This is a genomic window from Olsenella sp. DNF00959 (assembly GCF_001553055.1).
Classification (GTDB): Bacteria; Actinomycetota; Coriobacteriia; order Coriobacteriales; family Atopobiaceae; genus Olsenella_I; species Olsenella_I phocaeensis.
The window spans coordinates 139,409-162,980 of the sequence record NZ_KQ960127.1; the positions used below are offsets into that span (position 1 = coordinate 139,409).

The window sequence follows — 23,572 nt, forward strand, 5'->3', positions numbered from 1 at the left end:
CGTCTCCTCAGGCCACGGCTGGTGTAGGTAAGGTTCTGCATCTCCACTTCCTTCCACTCGGTTTCCAACAGCCGTTTCTGACCGACATTGTGACCGCCAAATGACCGCCAAATGACCGCCAAAACGAGGTTGGAGATGCAGAAGAAGCAGATTCCTACAGAACGTTGGAGACGCGAAAAAACACAAAACGCCTGCCCAGCGCAATGCGTCCAGACGAGGTAGACGAGGGAGAATTTACGGAACCTCCAGCTTGACTCGCTCATAACCCGGAGGTCGTTGGTTCAAATCCAGCCCCCGCGACCAAAAACACGTTTCCGACCTGCGGAAACAGGCCGGGAATTTTTTTGACCGACACGTGACCGATACGTGACTGACATCGCTACCGACATCTTACCGACAAGTGCGAAAGCGCGCGGCGAGGCAAGGACGCGCGTCGATATTGCTGATCTCAGGGCGTGCGGGCAAACGCATATTCGCCATCCTCGGGCAGTCGGCTGCCTCCCGGCGTTACCAGCCCATGCGCGTGAAGTCGGACGAAACGTGACGGACGCGCCAGATCTCGACGAAACCCTCGGCGTCGTTCACCCAGTAGAAGACCTTGAACCGGCCGGAGTTCGCGCTGCGGTACTCGTGCACGAGACCGTGCTCCCCGTCGAACTGGTAGACGGGGAACCACAGGGGGTGCTCAGCGATCTCGCGTATCTTTGCGTCTATGTCGTCCGACACCTCGTCGGCGGCGCCGGCCCCGCGCGTCTCCGCGACCCAGTCCTCGATGCCGCAGAGATCGTTGTCCGCGAGTTCGGTGAGCCTGAACCTCATAGCGCGGCCGACCCGGGGCGGCGGGCGTCCTTGCGCGCCTGACGGCGTCTCTCGTACTCGTCCTCCGACACGAACGTGAGCTTGCCGGCGCGCTCAAGATCCTCAGCCTCGGCTAGGGCACGCGCGACGGAGCGCTCCTGCGAGGAGGCCGCCGCATTCCACTCGTCGTAGTCGACCATGGCCCAGCGGGGGCGGCCGTTCTGGGTGAGAACGACGACCTCGCCCTCGTCGGTGTAGCGGGACACGGAGCGAATGTCGGACCTGAAGTCGCTCACGGGGACTATCTGGGGCATGCCCTTCTCCAATCAGAAGAAATTTCTTCTGTCCAAGTGTATAACACGAGCGGTCTATGGGGACGCAGGCGTTGTTGACGCGCCACTTCTCTCTGGAACAATTGACCCCAGAACGCCCCGTGCATGTCCTTCGCATGCGCGGGGTGCGTGCCATCGCCCGCAAAGACGAACGATGTGCCGGTTTGGAGCAACGGCAATGGACATGCGCCGATATGTGGCGGACGGACGCATTCGCTGACAAGGTCTTCTCGGGGAACTCCGCTGCGACCTGCTGCGCGTGCTCGGCTTGGAAGAGGAGGTCCGCCCGCTTGAGCCAGACCTTGACCGTGCAAGCGGCTCGACGGATTGCTCCAGCACGTCACGACGACGGCTTCGGAGTACGACTGTGTATCCTGCTCGTTTGCACTGAAGCGCCGTAGCCGTTGGCTCTGGGTCCTGGATGCCGCGTCCCACGCGTTCGCCTGTGTTTCTTGCATGCGCATCAATGCGCGCAAGGCCCTATAGTGGCTCGCTCCCTTGTCTCAGGATGCTGAGATACTCCTCGTACTGGAACGTGCGATAGCGGCGCCTGCCAGCCTCACGCTGCACGAGAATCCCGAGCCTTTCGAATCCCTCCACTAGCTTGCTGGCAGTGGTTCGGGCGATGTCCAGCTTTTCGGTGACGTCGCTGATGCCCATGAAGGGACTTGCCTCGAGGAGGCCCAGCAGACGCTGACCATTCTGTACAGACGCCCCCGTTGCCTTGCCCAGCCTCTCTAGGTTGCGTCGGCGAAGCTCGACGAGCCGATTCAGCGATTCGATGGCGTCATCGGCGCTTTTGGTGAGGCACTTGCATAAGAATGCGACCCACTCTTCATGGGCTCCCCTCTGCCTCACATTCATGAGTCTTGTGTAGTACTCGGACCTGTTTAGCTTCAGGTAATACGAGGGATAGAACACGGCACCTGTCAGCACTCCATCGTTAAGCAGGGAGAGCGTAAGGAGCAGCCTTCCGAGCCTGCCGTTGCCATCCAAAAAGGGGTGGATGGTCTCTCAAATAGGCTCTAACGACGTTTTTCGGTCAAAAAAAGTCGTTAGAGCGACCCGAGTGGCTCTAACGACTTTTGGGTGACGTTACACATCCTGCACAGCATTTCGAAAACTGGGATAGCCAGGTCACGTGCAATTTGGGATATGAGAGGAGCCCTCCAGGCTTCTGGGGGCTCCTGCGCCATCGCCGGCTTGTCCTTCTCGCTACGGGTGCACGACGCTTACGCGCTCGCCGACGTGCTCGCCGGACTCGGCGAGGTCGACCATCGCGATGGCGTAGTCGGCGTAGGAGATGACGGGTCCCTGGGAGCCGACCATGAGCTCCTCCCCGCCCAGCTGGTAGGTGCCGGTCTTCTCACCCCCTGCCTGGAAGTCCGCGGCGGGGGAGAGGTAGGTCCACCTGACGTCGTCGCGCTGGCGAAGCTCGTCGAGCGCCTTCTGCATGGCGGCGGCCAGCGGCTGGAAGTCTGCGGGGAAGTCGGGCGTCTGGTTGAGGGTGGTGGTATGGTCTGCGTCCACGAAGAGGCTGCCTGCGCCACCGACGACGAGCAGGCGCACGCCCGTGCCGGAGAGGGCGTCGCACAGGTGCGCGAGGCTGGTGGAGTGCTGGGGAAGGACCTCGGGTGCCCAGGCGCCGAACGCGTCGATGACGGCATCGAAGCCAGCGAGGTCCTCTGCGTTGAGGTCGAAGAGGTCCTTGGCGAGGGTGGACTGCGTGACGGTCTTGTTCTCGCCGCGAACGACTGCGGTGACGTCGTGGCCGCGCGTGACTGCCTCCTTGACGATGAGCTGGCCGGCCTTGCCGTTCGCTGCGATTACTGCGATCTTCATGATGATGTCCTTTCTCTTTGCGCGGGCCTCTCCCGCGTCGGCTTCATCTTGCTGACCCACAATCTATGTCCTATGAGATCCTTATGGAAGTAAGCACTATAAAATGCTGTAGGCAACAAAAGGATACTAATGCAGATAGACCGGCGAATGTCGGCTCTTGCGTCTCCGCTTCTTCCCCATTGCACGCATGCGCTCCCGGCGCTGTGCCGCCCTGCTCGTTCTCTATGTCGTTCTCTGAAACCGGCCCGGCAAAAGGCCAGGTCAGGGAATCTCGGCTTCAGGAAACGGCATAGAGAACGGGGGACGGGGGCGGCAGGGTCAGGAAACGGCATAGAGAAGGCATGGAGGGACGGGGGCGGCAGGGTCAGGAGGGGGCGGATTCACAGCTCGTCCGAGATGGCGGGGATTCGTCAACTCGGGCGAGTTCTGCACGACCGACCGGCACGACCGGCCGGCTGTCACGAGCCTAGGATGGTCCTGTCGTACAGGGGAAGAGCTTGAGGGGCTGCATGGGGCTCTTCCTTCCGCCGTTGTGGACGGGCAAGGGACCTGCCGGCTGGGGCCTGGTCATTCCTGGCTGGGGACTAGGCCATCGCCTAAAGGTTCCGGACGAAGGCCTGGATGACGCCGATGCGCCGCGTGCGGTCGCCGGTGTTCTCGATGCGGTAGCGTTCCACGCTCTCGGGCACGATGAAGGTCTCGCCGTAGTAGACGTCGAAGGGCTCGAAGCCGCCGTCCAAGCTTACGACGCGGGTGCTCGTGCCCTCCACGAGGTTGAGCATGTTGACGCTCTGGTGGCAGTCGACCGTGGCGGCATCCGTGAACCAGTGGCGGTGCGTCTCGATGAACTCGAGCTCGTGGAGGCCGGTTCTCTCGACCACCACGCCCTCCTGGTCAGAGAGATTCTGGTGTGGGTCATCCGCGCGGTCGAGCAGCTGCGAGAGGGCATAGTCGGTGTCGCGGTCGAGCCTGATGTTGGGCGCGCCGTGGTCGATGTGCAGGGGGCGGGGGATGCCGTCGAGCCCCACGCGGCCCCAGTCCCACAGCTTGAAGGTGAAGATGTAGGGCGTCGCGCTGATCTCGAGCACCACGGTGTCAGGGCCGGCGCAGTGCACGGTGCCGGCGGGAATCATCACGTGGTCGTGCTTCCTCACGGGGAAGCGGTTCACGAAGCTCTCGTCGTGGAAGCGATCCTCGCCACGTTCGGCGCGCTTGAGGTCTGCCACCATCTCGTCGCGGCTCACGCCGGGTTTCACGCCCAGGTACACGCAGGAGTCCTCACTCGCGTCGAGGATGTAGTAGCTCTCGTCCTGCGTGTAGTGGATGCCAAACTTGTCCTGCGCATACTCCACCAGCGGATGAACCTGCAGGGACAGGTTCTGGCCGCCCATGGTGTCGAGGTAGTCGAAGCGAATGGGGAACTCGGCCCCGAAGCGGGCGTGGACCTTGGGTCCCAGGAGTGCGTCCGGCTCGCGCAGCACTATGTTGATGGCGGGGATTTCCAGGCGCACGCCATCGTAGTCGAGAATCACGCTGTTCTCCTCGGGCACGCCGTCGAAGGCCCAGCCAAAGTTGGGTGCGTCGGGGTCGAGCCCGAAGCGTTCCTGCATCCAGTGGCCGCCCCAGACGCTCGTATCGAAGTAGGGCACCAGGCGGAAGGGCTGGCGCGCGACCTGGGCGAGGCCCGCGCGGTAGGCGTCGCCCGGCACCATCTTGGGCTCGCCGGGCACGTTGGTCTCGAGCTCGAAGTCCACGCGGTCGAAGAGCGCCCGCTTGGTGAGGTCGGCCATGCGCCACTCGAAGAAGTAGCCGCGCTTGAACTTGCGCAGGGCGTCCTCGCCGGCGTTGTTCGCCTTCCAGTTGGGCATGCCGGCGCGCAGGCGCAGCTGGATCTCCCAGCGGGTGAGGTCTGCGTACAGCAGGAGGTCGGGGTCGGGGCAGATGACGGTGGCGCCGACGCCGTAGACCACGGCGAGCCCCGACGCAGACAAGACGTCGGCCCGGGCCCGTCCCACGCGATCGGCGTCGAAGAACTCGTCCTCGGTGTAGTGCGAGAGGATGCCAAACACGCGGTCGTCGGTGATCGTGTCGGCGATGCGCCCCTGCACGCGCGATGCGTCCCACGCGAAGTCGTCGGCCAGGAGGGTAACGTCGGCACCGAGCGGCTCCACGAGCCCCTCGCGCAGCTCGTCCACGTTGGTTCCCGGATAGCACTCGATGGCCAGCACGAGCCTGCCGCCCCTCTCGCCCGCAATCTTGCTCAGCCTCTGTCTGACGGCGTCCAGGACACCCGCCCAGCCGCAGACGGCAGCGCTGGCAGCGCCTACCTTGACCTCCGGACGCAGCCTGTAGTCGCTCATGAGCTTCCTTCCCCGTCGTGGCGCATCTGCCCTTCGGAGTCCCATCCGTTGGCCCAACATTAGCACCTGCCCTGACGCACCTGCCCTGACGGCGGGGCCGTGTCTTTTGTTATAACAATGATGTCGGCGGTGGGATGGAATACGCATTCGAGCGAATTGAGCCCATTCGCACGGATGACGATTGCGCAAACTGGCGAGCGCACTTGGGCGCTTCGCGTTGGATACGGGAAGATTGACGCCCGGTAAAGACGGACATCGCCACGGGAGACAAAATAGCCCCAGGCCATATCGAGTGCCGCTGCTCATGCTCGAGGAGGGCTTCGTGCGAGTGCAGTCGCATCCTCCCAAGACGTTGCTTGCCGAGAAGTTCGAGCCCGTGGTGTCGCGAGGGATAGCCAACAAGCGCAGACGCGACCACTACGACGTCCACACGCTTGTTCGTACGATGGGTTCGCAGCGCCTCTTTGCGCTGTCCTGAGATTCGAGCCCCCATCGACGCAGGTCTCGTCGATGGGGGCGTTGATGCCCGGGCCTCTCGTCAGGACAACCGCCAGCGCGACGCACGCGGCGCCGGCCGCGGCAAGCGCGCCGGGGACGGCGGGGCCGGCGGGGTCGCCGGTGCGCGGGAGGGCGTCCCGCTTCGCGGCGGCCGGCCTGGGGGCGTCCTGCATGGCGGCGGGGGCGGCGGAGCGCCGGCAGGGGTGCCGATGCAGAACTCGGTCGAGATGACAGGAATTCGTCAACTCGACCGAGTTCTGAGCGATTATCAGCTGCCTTCGCTCGTGTCCCGCCGCCTTCCGTCGGTCCCTGCGCTCCGCCTGCTACTCCGCCTCCAGCCGCCTCAGGCCCTCGCGGGCCCGGGCCAGCTGGCCCCTGTGCCAGGGCTCGTCCTGCTCGGCCCTCTGGAGTTCCGCCTCGGCCTCGAGGTAGAGCTCGCGGGCGCGGACGTGGTCCCTCTCGCACCCCCGGCCGTACTCGTGACATCCGGCCAAGGCCAGTGCGGCGTTGCCCCAGGTGGCGCTGTCTCCCTCGTCCCTCGCGCGCTTGTAGGCCATCTGGTAGTAGAAGCGGGCCTGCCCGTCGTCCCTCTGCACGCCATGGCCCCGCCACAGCAGGTCGCCGTACTTGTAGGCCGCCTCTGCGCTGCCCAGCACGGCTGCCTTGCGGAACCACTTCGCCGCGGTGTCGTAGTCCCTCTCGCCCAGGCGGCCGTAGGAGTAGACGTAGCCCAGGTCGCATATGGCCCGGACGTTTCCGCGCTCGGCGGAGACCTGGTAGAAGTGCTCGGCCAGCTCGAAGCAGCTCGTGCGATGGGTGCCCTCGCTGACCATGCCCTCCTGGTAGTAGCGCTCCCCGATGGCAAGGGAGAGGCCCCCGTCCTCCTTGGCGTCGAGCTCGGGACGGTAGTCCTCCACGCCGATGGTCGGCGCGGCGGTCGCGTAGATGCCGATGACCTCGCCGGACTCCTCGTCGCGGGCGACGCCCAGCCAGAGCCTGCTTCCCGGCTGGAGGGTCGGGGCGGCAGGGGATGTGACGGGCGCGCCGGGCGTGACGGACGTGCCGGGCGTGCCGGGCGCGGCGGGCGAGACGGGCGCGCCGGGTGCGACCTCCCCGTCGGGGATCACCGCCGCGAGCGTCGCCTCCCAGTAGGGGACCTCCGGCTCGTCCGGGTCCAGCGCGCAGCGCTCGACCCGCGCGAAGACGCGCTGCGGACGGGTGCCGTCCGCCTGCTCCGCCGGGAAGAGGACGGCGCTCACGATGTCGGGGTACAGGGGGTCGCGCCAGGGGTCGAGCCGCTCGTCCGCCCTCGCCTCGGCCACGCCCGGCATCTCCACGAAGAGCCTGCCGAGCCACTGCGTGTGGGCCTTGAGCGGCTCGGGCATGCTGTCCCAGTCCAGGATGTCGACGAGCTCGACGTCCGGGGCGTCGTGGTCCACGACGCGCTCGAGCGTCAGGCCGAAGGCGTTGAATAGGTCGTGCTCGGTCTGGATCTGGTGCGTGGCAGTCTTGCATGGGCAGAGGGGATAGAGGCAGATGCCGTCGTCGTGGTCCACGCGCGGCCAGGCCAGGGTTGCGTCGGACGAGAAGTCCCAGTGTCCGGGCAGGGCCTCCAGTGCCTCGGGAGGGAGCTGCTGCTCGGGGGCTGCCGCGATCTGCTGCGCCAGGCCCCTGAGGTCCTGGGGCTTGATCGTGAGGTTGACGATGACGGGATGGCCCAGGTATGCGCGGAACGGCAGCTCGGACAGCTTTTGCATGGGGCCTCCTGCGTGCGTGGGGGGTGGGTGGTAGGCGAGCCGGTCCCGTGGGCGAGCGACGGCTCGGCGCGTGCACCCATTCTAGGGGAGGCGCACGGGCCGCGCGGGCTGCCGGTGGCTTGCGCTGGGCGCAGGTGGTGGGGGAGCGGGCGGTGGGCGCGTTCCCCGAGTCGGGCGCGTTCCCCGTGTCGGGCGATAGCAGCGAGCACGCGGTTGCGCACGTCCCTGGCGGCGAGCACGCGGTTGCGCACAGCGGCCCCTCTCGCCAACAGCGGAAACGCGAAGCCATCTGTGCGCAAGCGCGTGCTGGATGAGAGCGGTGTGCGCAAGCGCGTGCTGGACGCGTGGCAGGCGAGAACGGAGCGTTCCTCTCGCCCGGAACTGACGGTGGGCGCGCATTTCAATTCTGGATTGCGCGCCTCTCTTCGCTGACCAGGGGTTTTGCAGCGTTGGCGCGCATTTCAGATTTAGAATGCGCGCGTTTGCGTCGCCCCGCATCCGCCCCACCCCACCCCGCCCTGCGTCAGCTCTCTTACAGACGACTTGCTACCCCCCCGACTAGTTAGCTGCCAGCTAACGACATGCCCTTCCCGAGCTTGCAAGATGTAGCTTGCGGGCCGACGCCCGCGCTCCTGCAACCGAACGAAGGGGAAGTCTGATGAACGAGAGGGAAGAGGGATTCGAGCCGGCTTCGAGCCTCGCGCCAGGGGAGGTTCCGTCCGCCATCGCGGGGGCGACCCCGGCCGCGGGGGCTCCTTCGCCCGAGGCACTCGCCGCCGCCGACGGCTCCGTGGCGGCCGTCGTCCCCGCCAAGTCCGGCCACCTGAGCCGGCGCGTCCTGGGCATGGAGCTCGGTGGCCTGCTTATGGTCGCTGCCGCACTGGTTGCCGCCATCGTCTCGGCGACGGTGCTGGCCGACCACTTCTCGAGTCCCGACGCCTGGACTTCGCAGATTGCCTCCCTCAATGCCCGCGCCGAGACGGCGACCGGACTGGTCACGGTGGCCATGGCACTCTCGGCCGGCATCTCGCTCATCCCGGGGGACTTCGGTGCGCCCATCGCGGAGAAGCTCGTCGAGCTCAGCGTCGACCTGGGCATCGTCCTTGCTGCCATCTACCTTGAGAAGTACCTTCTCACCATCTTCAGCCTGGCAGCGTTCAGGCTGCTCATCCCACTGAGCTGCGCTCTCGCCGTCGCCGCCGTGGTCACGAGCGGACGCCTGCGCTGGAGCCAGAACGCCGGGCTGCAGACGCTGTTCCGCAGCTTCGCCCTGCGTCTGGCCGTCTTTGCGGTCGCGGGATTCCTGGTGGTCCCGGCGAGCGTGATGGTGTCCGATGTCGTGCAGGCGACGTACAAGGCGGACGTCGAGTCGGTGACCGCGGCCGTGACGTCCGCGCCGGAGGAGTCTCCCATCGAGGAGCCCCAGGTGGAGGAGGCGGCCCCGGAGCCCGAGGCGAGCGAGCAGACCCAGGAGGACAGGAACGTCCTGGATAACTTCATAAGCTGGGTACAGGACCGGGCGAACGACGCGACCACCGTCGCGACCAACGTCGTGGATGCCGCCGGCAACGCCGTCCAAGCGGTGACGGATGGCGCGAAGTCGTTCATCGAGTCCGCGAAGAACGTCCTCAACCGCATGATCGAGGCCTTTGCCGTCATGGTGGTGACCTGCTGCGTGATTCCCATCGTCACGCTGCTGTTCTTCGTGTGGCTCGCCAACACCATCCTGGGCCTGGGCATCAACATGCCTGACGCCCGCGGCCTGCGCAAGCCCGGGCAGTCTGTCGCCTCCAAGCTGCTGAGCCGCAAGGGCTCTGCTGCGGGAGAGGGGGAGCTGGCCGCGCAGTAGGTGGCCGGGATCACCTGCGAGTTGGGAGTTGGCGCCGCGTGGCCGAGGGGCTGCGCGGCACCTTCTGGTTCGGCACGTGCGTGCGGCGGGCACGGTCTTGGCTGCGAGCACGCTGTTGCGCACGCCCCTGGCGGCGGGCACGCGGTTGCGCACATCGGCGGCCCCCATTAACTGGGCAAACGCGAGCTGCGTCGTGCGTTCGCGCGTGGTGGACGAAAAGCGCGTGCGCTCGCGCGTGCTGGGCATATGGCGGGCGAGAGATGCGGGCGCAATTCTGCGCGTCCAGGTCCCATGTGTCAGTCGTGTGACGCTTTTCTCGCGCTCCCACCATTTCCAGATTAGTTAGTTAGTCTAACTAACTAAATTTCACGCCATGTGGGGGAAGGAAAGTCACCCAACATGGCCCGGACTTGGATCGGCGGTGGCTTGGTGGACGCGTTTGACGAGCTCAGAGGCGGCGGCAAGACTGGCATGGCGCCCGCTGACGGCCCTGCGGCCGATGGTCGGACCACCTTTGACGTCGCCCCCGCCGCGGGCGCGACGGCCGACGGCCAGCCCGTCACCCCCACTCCCGACGCCAAGGCCGCCGAGCGCATCACCGTCGAGATCAGCGAGCTCCTCGTCTCCATCTACAACTCGGTCGACACGGTCGAGAGCAAGATGTTCAAGCGGGTCCGCGGCCTGGGCGTGACCATGAGCGAGGCGCGCATCATCCAGATCGTGGGGGACGAGACCTTCCACACCGACAGGCAGATAAGCGTGAGCCAGATCGCCACCGAGGCGATGGTCAGGATCCCCTCGATGACCGCGGGAGTCAACCGCCTGGTCGACCGTGGCTTCCTCATCAAGGAGCGCGACGAGAGCGACGGCCGACGCGTCAACGTGGCCCTCACCAGGAAGGGCGAGGAGGTCTACCGCCTCCACACGATCTTCCACATGCGCATGGCCGCCGCGATCATGGAGGGCATGTCCCTCGAGGACATGGAGAAGTTCCATGCGGGCATAGAGCGCCTCGCCGCCTTCTACAGGGCAGAGGAGGAGAAGTAGCATGGGCCTTCGCATCCTCGGGACGGGCAGCGCCCTCCCTGCCAGGCGCGTCACCAACGAGGAGCTGTCGGGCTTCCTCGACACCTCCGACGAGTGGATCAGCCAGCGCACGGGCATCCGCGCCCGCCGGGTGTGCACCACCGAGACCCTCGACGACCTGGCGACCCAGGCGTCGCGGCGCGCCCTGGAGTCCGCGGGCGTCGACGCGTCCGAGCTCGGCGCCGTCATCTGCACCACCACCTCCCCCGACCACGTGATGCCCGCCGAGGCGAGCGTCGTGCAGGGGCGCATCGGGGCCTCCTGCCCCTCGTTCGACCTCGCCGCAGCCTGCGCGGGCTTCGTCTTCGCCCTCGACGTGGCGGACGGCCTCTTCGCGCGGGACAGGGCGCGGCGCGTGCTCGTGGTCTCGGCCGAGAGATGCACGCGCTACCTCGACTGGACCGACCGCGCCACCTGCGTGCTCTTCGGCGACGGTGCCGCGGCGGCGGTGCTCGGTGCGGAGGGGGAGGGGCTCCTCTCCCTCAGGCTGTCGACCCAGCCTGACACGGGCGCCCTGGACCTCCCCGGCATCCCGGGGAGCAGCCCCTTCGACAAGACCGTCCGCGGCCCGCAACTGCTCTCCATGCGCGGCCGCGAGATCTTCAAGTTCGGCGTCACTTCCATCGAACGAGAGGTGCGCGCCCTCGCGGCAGACGCGGGCATGGAGGTGGCGGACATCGACCACTTCGTGTTCCACCAGGCCAACGGTCGCATCCTCGACTCGGCTGCGTCGCGCCTGGGCATCGACGCCTCGCGCGTCGTGCGGACGCTGGCCGAGACGGGCAACCTCTCCAGCGCCTGCATTCCCCACGCGCTCGACCACCTCGTGAGGTCGGGCGGCCTGGCGGCAGGGCAGACCGTCGCGATCGTGGGCTTCGGGGCGGGGCTCTCCGTGGGCTCCTGCCTGATCAGGTGGGAGGAGGGGGCCGCCGGGACGGGCCCGGCCCTTCCGCACGCGGCCGCCAGGGCACCACTGACGTGACCGCCGAGAGGGGCCACGAGCCGCCGTCGGGAGCGACGGCGGGCGAACCAGGGCATCACCGGGCGGAGGCTCGCCCGTGACCATAGGGGCCATCGCCCCGCAAGGACAAGGGAAGAACAGGTCAAGACGGACAGAAGGAGGGCCATCATGGCCAAGGAGACCACGTTCGAGCACATCTGCGACATCCTCCGCGAGCAGGACGGCATCACCGGCGAGCTCACGCCCGAGACGAGCTTCGAGGAGATCGGCCTCGACTCGCTCTCCATCGTGGAGGCGGTCATGGCCTGCGAGGGCGACTTCGACATCGAGATCGACGCCGAGGCCAACCCCAAGACGATCGGCGAGTTCGTCTCGCTGGTCGACGGCCTCGTCGCCCAGAAGGGCTAGCACCAGATGATCCGCACACCCATTTGCGACGTCGTCGGCATCGAGAAGCCCGTCTTCCAGGGTGGCATGGCCTGGATTGCCGATGCCTCCCTCGCCTCGGCCGTCTCGAACGCAGGCGGCCTGGGCGTCATCTCGGCGATGAACGCCGACGCGGAGTGGCTCCGCGGTCAGATTCGCGCCTGCCGCGAGCTCACGGACAGGCCGTTCGGCGTGAACATCATGCTCCAGAGCCCCTTCGTGGACGAGGTCGCCCAGGTGGTCGTCGACGAGCACGTCCCCGTCGTCATTACGGGGGCGGGCACGCCCAACAAGTACATGAAGTCGTGGGTACCCGCCGGCATCAAGGTGATCCCCGTGGTCGCTTCCGTGGCGCTCGCGCGCCTCGTGGAGCGGGCCGGCGCCGTGGCCGTGGTCGCCGAGGGCGGCGAGTCGGGCGGGCACGTGGGCGACCTCACCACCATGACGCTGGTGCCGCAGGTGGTCGACGCGGTGGACGTCCCCGTGGTCGCCGCCGGCGGGATCGCCGACGGCAGGGGGGTGGCCGCGGCCCTCATGCTGGGCGCCGTGGGCGTCCAGGTGGGCACGCGCTTCCTCGTGGCCGACGAGTGCACGGTGAGCGAGGAGTACAAGGAGCGCATCCTCAAGGCCAACGACATCGCCACCATGGTGACGGGCCGCAGGGACGACGGCGCCGTGCGCTGCCTCAAGACGCCCTTCTCGCGCAGGTACGCGAAGCTCGAGCGGGAGGGCGCCTCCAAGGAGGAGCTCGCCGAGCTGGGCCGCGGCTCCCTGCGCAAGGCCGCCGTGGACGGCAACTACGAGGAGGGCAGCTTCATGGCCGGCCAGTCCGCCGGCCTGGTGACCAGGTGCCAGCCCGCGGCCGACATCGTCGACGACCTGCTCCGCGATGCGGAGGAAGTGCTCCGGGAGGCGACGAGATGGGTAAGGTAGCCTTCCTCTTCGCAGGCCAGGGCGCCCAGCACCCCGGCATGGCCGACGACCTCGTCGCGCGCGAGCCCGCCGCACGGCAGACCTTCGAGCTGCTCGAGGCCCGCATGCCCGGCCTGGGCAGGCTCTGCCGCGAGGGCTCCCGTGAGGAGCTCGTGCAGACGCGCAACACGCAGCCCGCCGTCTTCGCCTGCGACCTGGCGGCCGCCCGCGCGCTCGCCTCGCATGGCGTGCGGCCCGACGCCGTGGCGGGCTTCTCGCTCGGGGAGCTGTCCGCACTAGCGTTTGCGGGGGCCTTCTCGCCCGAGGACGCCTTCGACCTGGTGCTACGTCGCGCCGAGCTCATGGACTCCGCCTCGGGGAGGAATCCCGGGGGCATGAGGGCCGTGCTGAGGCTTCCGGCCGGGCGCGTGGAGGCCCTCGCCGCAAAGGCCGGCGACGCCTGGCCCGTCAACTACAACAGCGTGGAACAGACCGTGGTGGCGGGGACCGAGGAGGCCCTCGGGCGGCTTGACGCCCTGGTGCGCGAGGCGGGCGGGCGCTGCATGCGCCTGGCGGTCTCGGGCGCCTTCCACAGCCCGCTCATGGCACCCGCCTCCGACGGGCTGCGGGAGTGGCTGGCGCGCACGCTTCCCGTCCCCACGACCGTCCCCGTGTGGGCCAACGCCACGGCGCGGCCCTACCCCGACGACCCCGTCGCCATGGCTGAGCTCCTGGCGCGGCAGGCGTCGAGTCCCGTGCGCTGGCAGCAGACCGTGGAGGGTCTGGTGGGCCTCGGGGTCGACACCTTCGTCGAGGTCGGTTCGGGCAGCACGCTCACCAAGCTCGTGGGCAGGATCGCGCGGGGGGCCACCGCACTCCCCTGCGAGACGCCCGAGCAGCTCGACGCCGTGCTGGCACATCTCGAGGGGAGAGAGTCATGAGCGACGCGATTGCAGGCACGTCCGCGGCCGGAGTGTCCACGGGACCAGCCGAGGCCCCCGTGCGCAGGGTGGCCCTCGTCACGGGCGGCTCGCGCGGGATCGGCAGGGCGACGTCGATCGCCCTCGCGAGGGACGGGTTCGACGTTGCCGTGGTCTACGCCGGAAACGACGAGGCGGCCTGCAGGACGGTGGCGGAGCTCGAGTCCCTGGGCGCCACGGCGCGGAGCTACCGCTGCGACGTGGCCGACGGGGACGAGGCGACCGCTTGCGTGAAGCGGGTCCTGGCCGACTTCGGCTCCGTCTGGGCCCTCGTGAACAACGCGGGCGTCACCCGTGACGGGCTCCTGGCGCGCATGTCCGACGAGGACTTCGACACGGTCCTCTCCGTGAACCTCAAGGGCGCCTTCCACATGACGCGCGCCCTCTGCCGCACCCTCATGCGCCAGCGCGGGGGCCGCATCGTCAACGTGAGCTCCGTCGTGGGCGTCATGGGCAACGCGGGCCAGGCCAACTACGCAGCCTCGAAGGCGGGCCTCATCGGCCTCACCAAGTCCGTGGCGCGCGAGCTGGCGGGCCGTGGTGTCACCTGCAACGCCGTGGCTCCCGGCTTCGTTCGGACGGACATGACGGCGAAGCTGCCGGATGCGGTGAGGGAGAGGTACGAGGGGCAGATTCCCCTGGGCCACCTGTGCGAGCCGGAGGACGTGGCGGAGGCCATCGCCTTCCTCGCGAGCGACGCGGCGGCCTACGTCACCGGGGCCGTCCTGCCCGTCGACGGCGGAATGGGCATGTAGAGAATGGGGAGCGTGAGTTCGCACATGGAGCACAGGGTAGCCATCACCGGCCTGGGGGCCATCTCGCCCGTGGGCAACACCGCGGCCGAGACCTGGGACTCCCTCAGGGCGGGACGCGTGGGCATCGGTCCCATAAGCAAGTTCGATGCGAGCGGCAGCAAGGTCAAGGTCGCCGCGGAGGTCAAGAGCTTCGACGCCCGCGAGGCCTTCGGCGTGGCTGAGGCCCGCCGGAGCGACCCCTTCGTGCTCTATGCGCTCGTCGCGGCGGACCAGGCCATGGCGGACTCCGGCCTCGACCGCGAGGGCGCCGTGGACCACGAGCGCCTGGGCGTCTACGTGGGCTCGGGCATCGGTGGGATCCAGACCACCGTGGCGAACGAGGACGTGCTGAGGGGCTCGGGCCCCGGCAGGGTCTCTCCCTTCCTGGTGCCGGCGATGATCGCCAACATGGCATCGGGGCAGGTGGCCATCAGGCACAGGTGCTACGGCCCCACGCTTCCCGTGGTGACGGCCTGCGCCACCTCGTCCCACGCCATCGGCGAGGCGTTCCGCGCCATCAGGCACGGCTACGCCGACGCCATCCTGGCCGGCGGCTCGGAGGCGGCCATCATGGAGCTCGCCGTGGCCGGCTTCGCCAACGCCAAGGCCCTCACGCGCAACCCCGACCCCGTGACCGCCTGCCGGCCCTTCGACCGCGGGCGCGACGGCTTCGTGATGGGGGAGGGAGCCGCGGTCCTCGTGCTCGAGGAGCTCGACCACGCCCTGGCCCGCGGGGCCCACGTCTACGCCGAGGTCATGGGCTATGGCAACACCTGCGACGCCTACCACATGACGAGCCCCGACCCGGAGGCCTCGGGCATCTCGCGCGCCATTGGGCAGGCGGCTGCGGAGGCGGGCCTGGACGCCGCCGAGGGCCTCTACGTCAACGCGCACGGCACCTCGACCAAGCTCAACGACCTCTCGGAGACGCGCGGGCTCAAGGCCGCGCTCGGCGAGGGGGCGGCGCGCTCGGCCAAGGTGTCGTCGACCAAGTCGATGACGGGGCACATGCTGGGGGCCGCGGGGGCCATCGAGGCCCTGGCCTGCGCGAAGGCCCTGGAGGAGGGGGTCGTGCCGCCCACGATGGGGCTCACCGACCCCGACCCGGACTGCGACCTCGACTACACGCCGCTGGTGGCCGCCGAGTTCCGGGCGCGCTGGGCGCTCTCCACCTCGCTCGGCTTCGGCGGACACAACGCGGCCCTGGTGCTGCGCTCCTTCGAGGGATAGGTGGTCGTGATGATCGATGCGAAGAGGGTCGACGACCTGGCTCGGGTGCTCAGGTCCAACGGGCTCACGCGCCTGCGCCTCGAGGAGGCTGGCGAGGTCATAGAGCTCGAGTGCGCGCCCGTCGTCGCGGCGACGTCCGCCTCCGCGCCATTGCCGGCGGGCGTGGCGGGCGTTGCTGATGCCACGTTGCCGGGGGCACCCTCCGTCGCGGATGCGGTGGCCCTCTCGCCTGCGGACGAGGGCGCGATGGCGGCTACGATTCCGGGCGAGGACGGCCTGGACCCGGACCAGCGGCCGCTCGACCTCTCCAAGGTGGCCACGGTGACCGCCCCCATGGTGGGCGTGTTCTATGCTGCCCCCTCGCCCGGGGCGGAGCCCTTCGTGCACGTGGGATCCAAGGTGCGCAAGGGCGACACGCTCTGTGTCATCGAGGCGATGAAGCTCATGAACGAGGTCGTGGCCGAGCGCGACGGCGAGGTCATCGACGTGTGCGTGGGCGACGGCGAGCTGGTGGAGTTCGGCTGCACGCTCATGAAGCTGTGCTAGGCGGCAGCTGACGCGGACGGCCGACGGGCCTGCGAGGGAGACGAGCCATGAACAGGGAAGAGATCAAGGGGCTGCTGCCCCATCGCGAGCCCATGCTGCTCCTGGACGACGCCGAGGTCGTCGGGGACGAGGCCGTGGGGCACGTGACGGTCACGGGCGACGAGTTCTTCGTGCGGGGGCACTTCCCCGGCGACCCCGTAGTGCCCGGCGTGATCCTGTGCGAGATGCTCGCGCAGAACTGCTGCGTCCTCCTGGGTGAGGCGATGTCGGGCGAGGGGAGGGTCCCCCTCTACACGAGCCTGGACAAGGTGCGCTTCAGGCACCCCGTGAGGCCGGGCGACACCGTGGAGCTGCGCTGCCGCATCACGCGCGAGCACGGGGCCTTCCACTTCGCCCACGGCGAGGCGCTCGTGGGGGACATGCCCTGCTGTAGCGCGGACATGTCGTTCGCCCTGGTGCCAGCCGCCGGCGTGGCCGACGGGGGGCGCTAGGTGTTCGAGAAGATCCTCGTCGCCAACCGTGGCGAGGTCGCCGTCCGCGTGATACGCGCCTGCAAGGAGATGGGCGTGAAGACCGTCGCCGTCTACTCCACGGCCGACGCCGGCGCCTTCCACGCCCAGATTGCCGACGAGGCCTACTGCATAGGCGGGCCGCGCCCGCAGGAGAGCTACCTCAACGCCGATGCCATCCTCACCGTCGCTCTGGAGAGCGGGGCCACGGCCATCCATCCCGGCTACGGCTTCCTCTCGGAGTCCGCCCCCTTCGCGCGCGAGTGCCGCGACTGCGGCATCGTGTTCGTCGGTCCCTCTCCCGAGGTGATCGAGCGCATGGGCGACAAGGACGAGGCCCGCCGGACGGCGCGCGCGGCGGGGGTGCCCGTGGTGGAGGGCTCGGACCTCCTGCGCGACGAGGCGGACGCGCAGGAGCAGGCCCGCCGCATAGGCTTCCCGCTCCTGGTCAAGGCACGTGCCGGTGGCGGCGGCAGGGGCATCCGCAAGGTGACGGGCCCCGAGGGCGTCGCTTCGGCCTTCCTGGCCGCGAGCTCCGAGGCCCAGGCGGCCTTCGGCGACGGCGGCTGCTACATGGAGCGCTTCATCCATCCCGCCCACCACGTGGAGGTCCAGGTCCTGGCGGACGCGCGGGGCAACGTGGTCTCGCTGGGCGAGCGCGAGTGCTCGGTGCAGCGCCACAACCAGAAGCTCCTGGAGGAGAGCCCCAGCCCCTCGGTCACGCCCGAGGTCCGCGAGCGCATGCACGCCGCCGCGCGCGACCTCGCCCGGGCCGTGGGCTACGTGGGCGTGGGCACCATCGAGTACCTCTACTCCGACGACGGCACCTTCGCCTTCATGGAGATGAATACCCGCCTGCAGGTGGAGCATCCCGTGACCGAGATGGTCACGGGAGTGGACCTGGTGAAGTGGCAGCTGCGCGTGGCGTCCGGGGTGGAGCTGCCCTTCTCCCAGGACGACGTCCGCGTGGACGGCCACGCCATCGAGTGCCGCATCAACGCCGAGACCCCCGAGTTCCTCCCCTCGTGCGGCACGGTGTCCATGCTGCACGTCCCGGGCGGCCCCTGGGTCCGCTTCGACACGGCCCTCTTCCAGGGGGTGTCCGTGCCTCCCTACTACGACTCGATGCTGGGCAAGCTCGTCATCTCGTCCCCCTCGCGCGAGGAGGCCATACGCAAGATGCGCTCCGCCCTGGGCGAGCTGGTGATCGAGGGGGTGGCGGAGAACTCCGAGCTGCAGCTCGACATACTCTCGAACCCCGAGTTCGTCTCGGGCGTCTACCACACCGACCTCATGGAGCACCTCTATGGCGACGAATAGGAAGAAGACCAAGAGCGTGAACGTGCTCGAGGGGGCCGTGACCGAGGTCCCCGTCGAGCTGCCGTCGCGCCACGTGTTCGTGAAGTGCCCCAGCTGCCGTCGCGTGACGGACGCCGACGTCCTGGCCGACAACCTGGACGTGTGCCCGCGCTGCGGCCATCCCATGCGGCTGGGGGCCCGCCGCCGCCTCGCGATGACGGTGGACGCGGGGAGCTTCGAGGAGATGGACGCCGAGCTCAGGGTGAGGGACTTTCTCCGCTTCCCGGGATACGAGGAGAAGCTCCGCAGCGCCCGCCTGCGCACGGGCGAGAACGACGCCGTCCTCACCGGCGTGGCCTCCATCGGCGGCTGCCCCACCGGCGTCTTCGTGATGGACGGCGAGTTCATGATGGGTTCCATGGGCGCCGTGGTGGGCGAGAAGCTCTGCCGCCTCTTCGAGAGGGCCCTCGAGCTGCGCATCCCCGTGGTGGGCTTCACCGTGTCGGGCGGGGCGCGCATGCAGGAGGGGACCACGTCGCTCGTGCAGATGGCCAAGGTCTCCGCTGCGGTGCGCAGGCACTCCGAGGCGGGGCTGCTCTACGTGGTGGTGCTGACGGACCCGACCTCGGGCGGCGTCACGGCGAGCTTCGCGATGGAGGGCGACGTCACCCTGGCCGAGCCTGGGGCGCTCGTTGCCTTCGCCGGGCCGCGCGTGGTGGAGCAGACCACCCACAAGCGCCTGCCCGCGGGGTTCCAGCGCTCCGAGTTCCTCCTGGAGCACGGCTTCGTGGACCGCATCGTGGAGCGCAGGGACCTCCCCTCGATGCTGGGCAGGCTGCTGGCCCTGCACGAGGGCGGCGCCTACCGCGCGCCCGACGGGGCCGACGTGCCCGAGGTCCGCGCCGCGGCCGACGTGCTGGGGGAGCCTTCCGGCGCCGTAAGCGCGGGTGCGGACGGCGGCGACGGCGCCTCGGGCGTCGCGCTGTCGGCTGGCGGGGACGGGGGCGGTGCGGTTCGCGAGGCCGCGCGGGACCAGAAGGGCAAACGCGTGCGTCTCTCCACCGAAGGCGTCGGTGCGGCTCGCGAGGGCTCGCGAGGCCAGGAGGGCACGCCTCTCTCGCCTGATGTCGGACGGGAAGGCGTGGCGCCGACCAAGGGCTCACCATCGGCCACGCCCGCTCCCTCGGCGTACGAGCTGCTCTCGCGCGTGCGCGGCGGCGAGCGCGGGACGGTCCTCCCCCTGATGGAGCAGGTCTTCGACGGCTTCCTCGAGCTGCACGGGGATCGGCTCTTCGGCGACGACGCGGCCATCGTGGGCGGCATCGCGCTGCTGGGGAACCGGCCCGTGACGGTGATAGGCACCGAGCGCGGCCGCGACACCAAGGAACGCATCGCGCGCAACTTCGGCTCGGCCAACCCCGAGGGCTATCGCAAGGCCCAGCGCCTCATGCGCGAGGCCGAGAAGTTCGGCCGTCCCGTGGTATGCCTCGTCGACACCTCGGGCGCCTACTGCGGGGTCGGCGCGGAGGAGCGCGGCCAGGGCGAGGCCATCGCTTCGAGTCTGGTGGAGATGGGCGGGCTCAGGGTGCCCGTCGTCTCGGTCATCGTGGGCGAGGGCGGTTCTGGTGGGGCGCTCGCCCTGGCCGCAGGCGACCGGACGCTCATGCTCTCGGGTGCCGTGTACTCGGTCGTGAGCCCGGAGGGCGCTGCGTCCATCCTCTGGAAGGACACGTCGCGCGCCGCGGAGGCGGCGGAGGCCCTGCGCGTCACGGCGCGCGACCTCGTCGAGCTGGGAATCGTGGACGACGTGGTGGACGACGCGGGCCTGGGCGGCGAGGGGTTCGCCCGGTCCCTCTCCGCGCGGCTCGCCGAGGAGGTCGACGCCCTGGCTGGTCTGGACGTGGACGAGTTGCTCGAGCGCCGCTACGACCGCTTCCGCCGCATGGGAGGAGACGCGCTATGCCGGGAATAGCCATCGTCACGGACTCCACCTGCTGCCTCACGCGCCAGGAGGCGCGTGAGCTGGGGTGCACCGTGCTGCCCATGACCTACGTCGCACGCGGCGAGCGCCGGCCGGAGCTGCCCCAAGGTGAGAACGGCGACTACGAGGCGATCCTGCGCGAGGACCCCTTCGTGGGGACCGAGTCGGTCTACCAGCGCGACTTCGCGCGGGCCTTCGAGCGGTTGCTCGACTCGGGCCGGGACGTGCTGTGCGTGACGATGTCGGCGAGGCTGTCTGGCGCGCACCGCGCCGCCCGCGAGGCGGCTGCGGCCCTTGACCGGGAGTGGACCGGCGTCGGCGGGCGCGTGCAGGTCGTTGACTCGTGGGCCACGGCCTCGGGGCTCGAGCTCGTCGTGCGTCAGGCCCGGGCCCTCGCGGACGCGGGCCTCTCGCTCACGGAGGTCGCGGACGGCGTGCGCGAGTTCCGCGGACGCGTGGGCATACGCTTTGCCGTCCCGGACATGAGGCCCCTGCGCCGCAGCGGCCGGCTCGGGGCGACGCGGCGCTCCGTGGCGGGGATGCTGGGGCGCTACCCGGTCTTCTGCCTGCGTGAGGGCGCCATCGAGACGGTCGAGGTCGTCCGCGGGGGGATCTCTGCCGCGCGCGAGCTCGTGGGGCCCGTTCCCGCGGACGTGGGGACGGTCATCGTGTCCCACTTCGGGCATGCCGACGAGCTGGCGCGCTTCGCCCTCGTCGAGCTGCGTCGCCGTCGCCCCAAGGCGAGGGTGCTCGTGAAGGACGGTGGGCCCGTGCTCACGTCGAGGCTGGGGGTCGGGTCGCTGGCCCTAGGCTGGGCCGACGCGTCGGGTGGCGGTTCTGGCGTGGCGGGTGGCGAAGCGTCGGGCGGTGGCGAGGCGACGGGTGGCGCCGACGTGGCCAATGGCGTCGACGTGGCGGCAGACGGTTCCGGCGCGGGCGGGGCGGATGGCCTTGGCGGCCGTTGAGGACACCTCTGCTGCGACGGTCGTCAACGTCGACGGAGGACTTGGCCGCGACGCGGGACGCGACGCGGGTCGTGACGCAGGTCGTGACGCAGGTCGTGATGACCTCCCCCTCTCCCGACAGGCCTGCGACGAGCTGGTGCATGTCGCCACCTGCGGGTCGACCAACGATCTTGCGCGAAGGCTCTATCCCAGCCTGGGGAGCCTGCCCGTGTCCGCGGGTTTTGGAGACGCTGCGGACGGGTGGCGCGGTCGTCCCTGGCGAGGAGTAGACCGCGTTCCCGCCTGCCTCGTGGTCGCCGACGAGCAGACCCAGGGCAGAGGCAGACTTGGCCGCTCGTGGCGGAGCGGCGTGGGCGATTCGCTCACGGCATCCTTCGTGCTCGCGCTCCCCGCCTCCCTCATGCGGGGCTCGGACTCGGGACTGCTCACCCTTGCCGCGGGCCTTGCCGTGCTCGACGCCCTGCGCGATGTGGTCGTCGGTGCTGGTGGCCTCGGTGTCGCGGGTGATCTCGGTGTCGCGGGCAATGCCGGTGGCGCAGCGCACGCTGTCGATGGTGCCGGAACCGCGGTCGCCGCTAGACCCGCCCAGCTGCTCGGACTCAAGTGGCCCAATGACGTCTACCTGGCCGGACGCAAGCTTGCTGGCATCCTCTCGGAGGTGGCGTTCTCGGATGCGGACGACGTGGGGGTGGTCGTCGGCGTCGGGGCCAACCTCCTCGTCGCGGCCGACCGGCTGCCTACGCCCCTCTCCACGTCGCTTCAGCTGCACTTCGACGGGCTGCCGCCCTTCGCCGAGCTGCGCGACCGCCTGTGTGCCGGCATCGCGCGTGGCCTGCGCCGGCAGATGGGCGCGCTCGCGTTTGGCGGCGAGACAGCGCGGGACGAGCTCGTCTCTCGCGTGAACGTGGAGAACGTCCTTCGCGGGCATCCCGTCACGGTCGAGCTTGCCGCAGGTCGCAGGGTGGAGGGCGTCGCGGGGGACGTGCGCGCGGACGGATCGCTCGAGGTGCTTCCAGCGGATGGCAACGGCTCTTCCAGCGACGGCTCCTCCGGCGACGGCTCGTGGCCGGTTCGCGTGACTGCCGGCGACGTGCTTCTCCGCCGCGATTGCGCTGCACCGAGCACGCGATAGCGCGCGCCCACGGGCGTCGAGCAAGCGGCAACGCACGCGTGCGGATGCCGTGCACGCTGAAGCGCACGCGTGCGAACGCCTTGCACGCCATTGCGCACAGCTCTGGCATCGAACACGCGGTTGCGCACAACGGCCCCCCTCGCCATCTGCGGAAACGCGAAGCCTGATGTGCGCTTGCGCGTGCAGGATGAAAAGCGTGTGCGCTTACGCGTGCAAGGCGAGAGGTGCGTGCGTTTGCGCGTGCGGGATGTGCGCATTGGACGAGAACGGCGTTCGCCTGTGCGTGCGCGACGCGACGGCCTCGGGGCAGCCGTCGCGCTCGTCGTCGCCCACCGCGCCTGCCGCCGCCAGCTAGTCGTTCTCGTCCAGCCACTCCCGAAGCATGGCCAGGTAGCGCGGCGTGTCCTCCACGAAGCAGGCGTGCCGGCAGCCCTCGAAGAGCTCCCAACGCGCCCCGGGGATGCCGTCCGCGAGCTGCTTGGCGACCAGCGGGGAGCAGAGGTCCTGGGTCCCGCTCACCACCAGTGCGGGGCAGCGCACCTCTTTCAGGCGCCCCGCGTACTCGAAGCCGGCGAGTGTGCCACTCGGCATGAGCTCGTTGTCTCCCCACGCCGCGAGGTAGGACTCGCGGCCGGTGCGCTTGGGCCTCCTCAGGCACTCCGGGCTCGACTCGTCCGGCTCTCCGGCGCAGAAGAGCTCCAGGTAGCGGGCCTCGGCGGCGCGAAACTCCGGCGTGTCGAAGCGCCCACCCCTCTCCGCCTCCTCCATGGCCCTGCGCTCGTCCGCGCCCAGGTAGCGAAGCCGCCGGTGTCCCTCGCTGCCCCAGAGGCTCGCCGATGCCAGCGTGCTGCTGAGCACCATCGACCTCACGCCCACGCCCCCGCGGTCCAGGAGGTGCATGAGCGCCAGCATCCCGCCCCATGACTGCCCCAGGAGGTGGATGCGCTCCAGCCCAAGCCCCGCGCGCAGGGCGTCGAGCTCGTCCAGCCAGGTGTTCGCGCGCCAGAGCTCGTCATGTCCCGCCAGCCCGTCGTCCCACGAGAGACCGCAGCCCAGCTGGTCGTACATGACCAGCCTCCTGCCGTCGAGGTCGGCCAGGCCGTCCAGCACCTCGAAGTAGTTGTGCGTCGACCCCGGTCCGCCGTGCAGGAGCACGAGCGGCGCACGGCCGGGCAGCTCCTCGTCTGGCTCGACGACGCGCCAATGGGTCTGGTGGCCCAAGAAGGGCAGGTATCCTTCGCTGATGTGCATCTTGCCGGCCTTCTGTCGCAGCTGTGTTGGTGGCCTTTCTCCCCCAGCCTATACTCAGGGAGAA

22 protein-coding genes and 1 pseudogene are annotated in these 23,572 nt (G+C 69.1%); 15 read left to right on the top strand and 8 right to left on the bottom strand.

Annotation, left to right across the window (positions count from 1 at the left end):
* Window positions 1-507 precede the first annotated feature (507 nt).
* From HMPREF1868_RS04340 to HMPREF1868_RS04360, 6 genes and pseudogenes are all read right to left on the bottom strand, one after another.
* The gene (locus tag HMPREF1868_RS04340; protein WP_062530759.1) at window positions 508-819 is read right to left on the bottom strand and encodes a type II toxin-antitoxin system RelE/ParE family toxin; all 312 of its coding nucleotides are present in this window, start codon (window positions 817-819) and stop codon (window positions 508-510) included.
* Entirely contained in the window at window positions 816-1,112 is a 297-nt protein-coding gene (locus tag HMPREF1868_RS04345) for a type II toxin-antitoxin system Phd/YefM family antitoxin (protein WP_062530947.1), read from the bottom strand. Before HMPREF1868_RS04345 ends, HMPREF1868_RS04340 begins: the two co-directional genes overlap by 4 nt.
* A 498-nt stretch (window positions 1,113-1,610) precedes the next feature.
* Entirely contained in the window at window positions 1,611-1,994 is a 384-nt protein-coding gene (locus tag HMPREF1868_RS04350; protein WP_369817526.1) for a helix-turn-helix domain-containing protein, read from the bottom strand.
* 90 nt (window positions 1,995-2,084) lie between these two features.
* Window positions 2,085-2,141, bottom strand: a pseudogene (locus HMPREF1868_RS10200) (Fic family protein); the annotation flags it as partial.
* A 204-nt stretch (window positions 2,142-2,345) separates the two neighbouring features.
* Window positions 2,346-2,972, bottom strand: coding sequence for an NAD(P)-dependent oxidoreductase (locus HMPREF1868_RS04355; RefSeq protein WP_062530763.1), 627 nt, complete (start codon window positions 2,970-2,972; stop codon window positions 2,346-2,348).
* Window positions 2,973-3,568: 596 nt separating this feature from the next.
* Entirely contained in the window at window positions 3,569-5,332 is a 1,764-nt protein-coding gene (locus tag HMPREF1868_RS04360) for a class I mannose-6-phosphate isomerase (protein ID WP_062530764.1), read from the bottom strand.
* 232 nt (window positions 5,333-5,564) lie between these two features.
* Between HMPREF1868_RS04360 and HMPREF1868_RS10205 the strand changes: the two genes are divergently transcribed.
* Complete coding sequence (locus HMPREF1868_RS10205) at window positions 5,565-5,810, top strand: nucleotidyl transferase AbiEii/AbiGii toxin family protein (protein ID WP_369817527.1); 246 nt, start codon at window positions 5,565-5,567, stop codon at window positions 5,808-5,810.
* A gap of 343 nt (window positions 5,811-6,153) precedes the next feature.
* Here the strand turns inward: HMPREF1868_RS10205 and HMPREF1868_RS04370 are convergent, their stop codons facing one another.
* Window positions 6,154-7,587: a tetratricopeptide repeat protein gene (locus HMPREF1868_RS04370; protein WP_062530768.1), complete on the bottom strand. Its 1,434-nt coding sequence runs from the start codon at window positions 7,585-7,587 to the stop codon at window positions 6,154-6,156.
* Window positions 7,588-8,245: 658 nt separating this feature from the next.
* Here HMPREF1868_RS04370 and HMPREF1868_RS04375 point away from each other — a divergent pair.
* From HMPREF1868_RS04375 to HMPREF1868_RS04440, 14 genes are all read left to right on the top strand, one after another.
* Entirely contained in the window at window positions 8,246-9,436 is a 1,191-nt protein-coding gene (locus tag HMPREF1868_RS04375; protein ID WP_062530770.1) for a hypothetical protein, read from the top strand.
* Between the two features lie 399 nt (window positions 9,437-9,835).
* Window positions 9,836-10,483, top strand: a complete 648-nt coding sequence (locus HMPREF1868_RS04380) for a MarR family winged helix-turn-helix transcriptional regulator (RefSeq protein WP_062530772.1) — start codon at window positions 9,836-9,838, stop codon at window positions 10,481-10,483.
* A gap of 1 nt (window position 10,484) precedes the next feature.
* Entirely contained in the window at window positions 10,485-11,504 is a 1,020-nt protein-coding gene (locus HMPREF1868_RS04385; protein ID WP_062530774.1) for a beta-ketoacyl-ACP synthase III, read from the top strand.
* A 147-nt stretch (window positions 11,505-11,651) separates the two neighbouring features.
* Entirely contained in the window at window positions 11,652-11,891 is a 240-nt protein-coding gene (locus HMPREF1868_RS04390; protein WP_009278871.1) for an acyl carrier protein, read from the top strand.
* A gap of 6 nt (window positions 11,892-11,897) precedes the next feature.
* A complete protein-coding gene (locus HMPREF1868_RS04395; protein ID WP_062530776.1) occupies window positions 11,898-12,842 on the top strand; it encodes a nitronate monooxygenase in 945 nt (314 codons plus the stop codon).
* A complete protein-coding gene (locus HMPREF1868_RS04400; RefSeq protein ID WP_062530778.1) occupies window positions 12,830-13,762 on the top strand; it encodes an ACP S-malonyltransferase in 933 nt (310 codons plus the stop codon). Before HMPREF1868_RS04395 ends, HMPREF1868_RS04400 begins: the two co-directional genes overlap by 13 nt.
* 59 nt (window positions 13,763-13,821) lie before the next feature.
* A complete protein-coding gene (gene fabG / locus HMPREF1868_RS04405; protein ID WP_062530950.1) occupies window positions 13,822-14,556 on the top strand; it encodes a 3-oxoacyl-[acyl-carrier-protein] reductase in 735 nt (244 codons plus the stop codon).
* 24 nt (window positions 14,557-14,580) lie between these two features.
* Complete coding sequence (fabF, locus tag HMPREF1868_RS04410) at window positions 14,581-15,825, top strand: beta-ketoacyl-ACP synthase II (RefSeq protein WP_062530779.1); 1,245 nt, start codon at window positions 14,581-14,583, stop codon at window positions 15,823-15,825.
* Window positions 15,826-15,834: 9 nt separating this feature from the next.
* Window positions 15,835-16,371 (top strand): acetyl-CoA carboxylase biotin carboxyl carrier protein, encoded by a 537-nt coding sequence (gene accB / locus HMPREF1868_RS04415; protein ID WP_082719541.1) that lies wholly within the window; start codon window positions 15,835-15,837, stop codon window positions 16,369-16,371.
* A gap of 47 nt (window positions 16,372-16,418) precedes the next feature.
* Window positions 16,419-16,862 carry a 3-hydroxyacyl-ACP dehydratase FabZ family protein gene (locus HMPREF1868_RS04420; protein ID WP_062530783.1) on the top strand — a complete coding sequence of 148 codons (444 nt, stop codon included), beginning with the start codon at window positions 16,419-16,421 and terminating at the stop codon, window positions 16,860-16,862.
* Window positions 16,863-18,200 (top strand): acetyl-CoA carboxylase biotin carboxylase subunit, encoded by a 1,338-nt coding sequence (locus HMPREF1868_RS04425; protein ID WP_062530786.1) that lies wholly within the window; start codon window positions 16,863-16,865, stop codon window positions 18,198-18,200.
* Window positions 18,187-20,151, top strand: a complete 1,965-nt coding sequence (accD, locus tag HMPREF1868_RS09570; RefSeq protein WP_082719525.1) for an acetyl-CoA carboxylase, carboxyltransferase subunit beta — start codon at window positions 18,187-18,189, stop codon at window positions 20,149-20,151. Before HMPREF1868_RS04425 ends, accD begins: the two co-directional genes overlap by 14 nt.
* The gene (locus HMPREF1868_RS04435) at window positions 20,139-21,125 is read left to right on the top strand and encodes a DegV family protein (protein WP_062530788.1); all 987 of its coding nucleotides are present in this window, start codon (window positions 20,139-20,141) and stop codon (window positions 21,123-21,125) included. The genes accD and HMPREF1868_RS04435 overlap by 13 nt, the downstream gene beginning before the upstream one ends.
* The gene (locus HMPREF1868_RS04440) at window positions 21,112-22,257 is read left to right on the top strand and encodes a biotin--[acetyl-CoA-carboxylase] ligase (RefSeq protein ID WP_159430806.1); all 1,146 of its coding nucleotides are present in this window, start codon (window positions 21,112-21,114) and stop codon (window positions 22,255-22,257) included. The genes HMPREF1868_RS04435 and HMPREF1868_RS04440 overlap by 14 nt, the downstream gene beginning before the upstream one ends.
* A 351-nt stretch (window positions 22,258-22,608) precedes the next feature.
* Here the strand turns inward: HMPREF1868_RS04440 and HMPREF1868_RS04445 are convergent, their stop codons facing one another.
* Window positions 22,609-23,508: a proline iminopeptidase-family hydrolase gene (locus tag HMPREF1868_RS04445; RefSeq protein ID WP_062530792.1), complete on the bottom strand. Its 900-nt coding sequence runs from the start codon at window positions 23,506-23,508 to the stop codon at window positions 22,609-22,611.
* Between the last annotated feature and the right edge of the window lie 64 nt (window positions 23,509-23,572).

What these genes read in the sequence shown, in the direction of transcription:
- HMPREF1868_RS04340 (WP_062530759.1), bottom strand. Translation starts at nt 819, where the DNA reads ATGAGGTTCAGGCTCACCGAACTCGCGGACAACGATCTCTGCGGCATC.
- HMPREF1868_RS04370 (WP_062530768.1), bottom strand. Translation starts at nt 7,587, where the DNA reads ATGCAAAAGCTGTCCGAGCTGCCGTTCCGCGCATACCTGGGCCATCCC.
- HMPREF1868_RS04350 (WP_369817526.1), bottom strand. Translation starts at nt 1,994, where the DNA reads ATGAATGTGAGGCAGAGGGGAGCCCATGAAGAGTGGGTCGCATTCTTA.
- HMPREF1868_RS04345 (WP_062530947.1), bottom strand. Translation starts at nt 1,112, where the DNA reads ATGCCCCAGATAGTCCCCGTGAGCGACTTCAGGTCCGACATTCGCTCC.
- HMPREF1868_RS04360 (WP_062530764.1), bottom strand. Translation starts at nt 5,332, where the DNA reads ATGAGCGACTACAGGCTGCGTCCGGAGGTCAAGGTAGGCGCTGCCAGC.
- HMPREF1868_RS04375 (WP_062530770.1), top strand. Translation starts at nt 8,246, where the DNA reads ATGAACGAGAGGGAAGAGGGATTCGAGCCGGCTTCGAGCCTCGCGCCA.
- HMPREF1868_RS04445 (WP_062530792.1), bottom strand. Translation starts at nt 23,508, where the DNA reads ATGCACATCAGCGAAGGATACCTGCCCTTCTTGGGCCACCAGACCCAT.
- HMPREF1868_RS04355 (WP_062530763.1), bottom strand. Translation starts at nt 2,972, where the DNA reads ATGAAGATCGCAGTAATCGCAGCGAACGGCAAGGCCGGCCAGCTCATC.
- HMPREF1868_RS04380 (WP_062530772.1), top strand. Translation starts at nt 9,836, where the DNA reads ATGGCCCGGACTTGGATCGGCGGTGGCTTGGTGGACGCGTTTGACGAG.
- HMPREF1868_RS04385 (WP_062530774.1), top strand. Translation starts at nt 10,485, where the DNA reads ATGGGCCTTCGCATCCTCGGGACGGGCAGCGCCCTCCCTGCCAGGCGC.
- accB (WP_082719541.1), top strand. Translation starts at nt 15,835, where the DNA reads ATGATCGATGCGAAGAGGGTCGACGACCTGGCTCGGGTGCTCAGGTCC.
- HMPREF1868_RS04400 (WP_062530778.1), top strand. Translation starts at nt 12,830, where the DNA reads ATGGGTAAGGTAGCCTTCCTCTTCGCAGGCCAGGGCGCCCAGCACCCC.
- accD (WP_082719525.1), top strand. Translation starts at nt 18,187, where the DNA reads ATGGCGACGAATAGGAAGAAGACCAAGAGCGTGAACGTGCTCGAGGGG.
- HMPREF1868_RS04395 (WP_062530776.1), top strand. Translation starts at nt 11,898, where the DNA reads ATGATCCGCACACCCATTTGCGACGTCGTCGGCATCGAGAAGCCCGTC.
- fabF (WP_062530779.1), top strand. Translation starts at nt 14,581, where the DNA reads ATGGAGCACAGGGTAGCCATCACCGGCCTGGGGGCCATCTCGCCCGTG.
- HMPREF1868_RS04420 (WP_062530783.1), top strand. Translation starts at nt 16,419, where the DNA reads ATGAACAGGGAAGAGATCAAGGGGCTGCTGCCCCATCGCGAGCCCATG.
- HMPREF1868_RS04435 (WP_062530788.1), top strand. Translation starts at nt 20,139, where the DNA reads ATGCCGGGAATAGCCATCGTCACGGACTCCACCTGCTGCCTCACGCGC.
- HMPREF1868_RS04390 (WP_009278871.1), top strand. Translation starts at nt 11,652, where the DNA reads ATGGCCAAGGAGACCACGTTCGAGCACATCTGCGACATCCTCCGCGAG.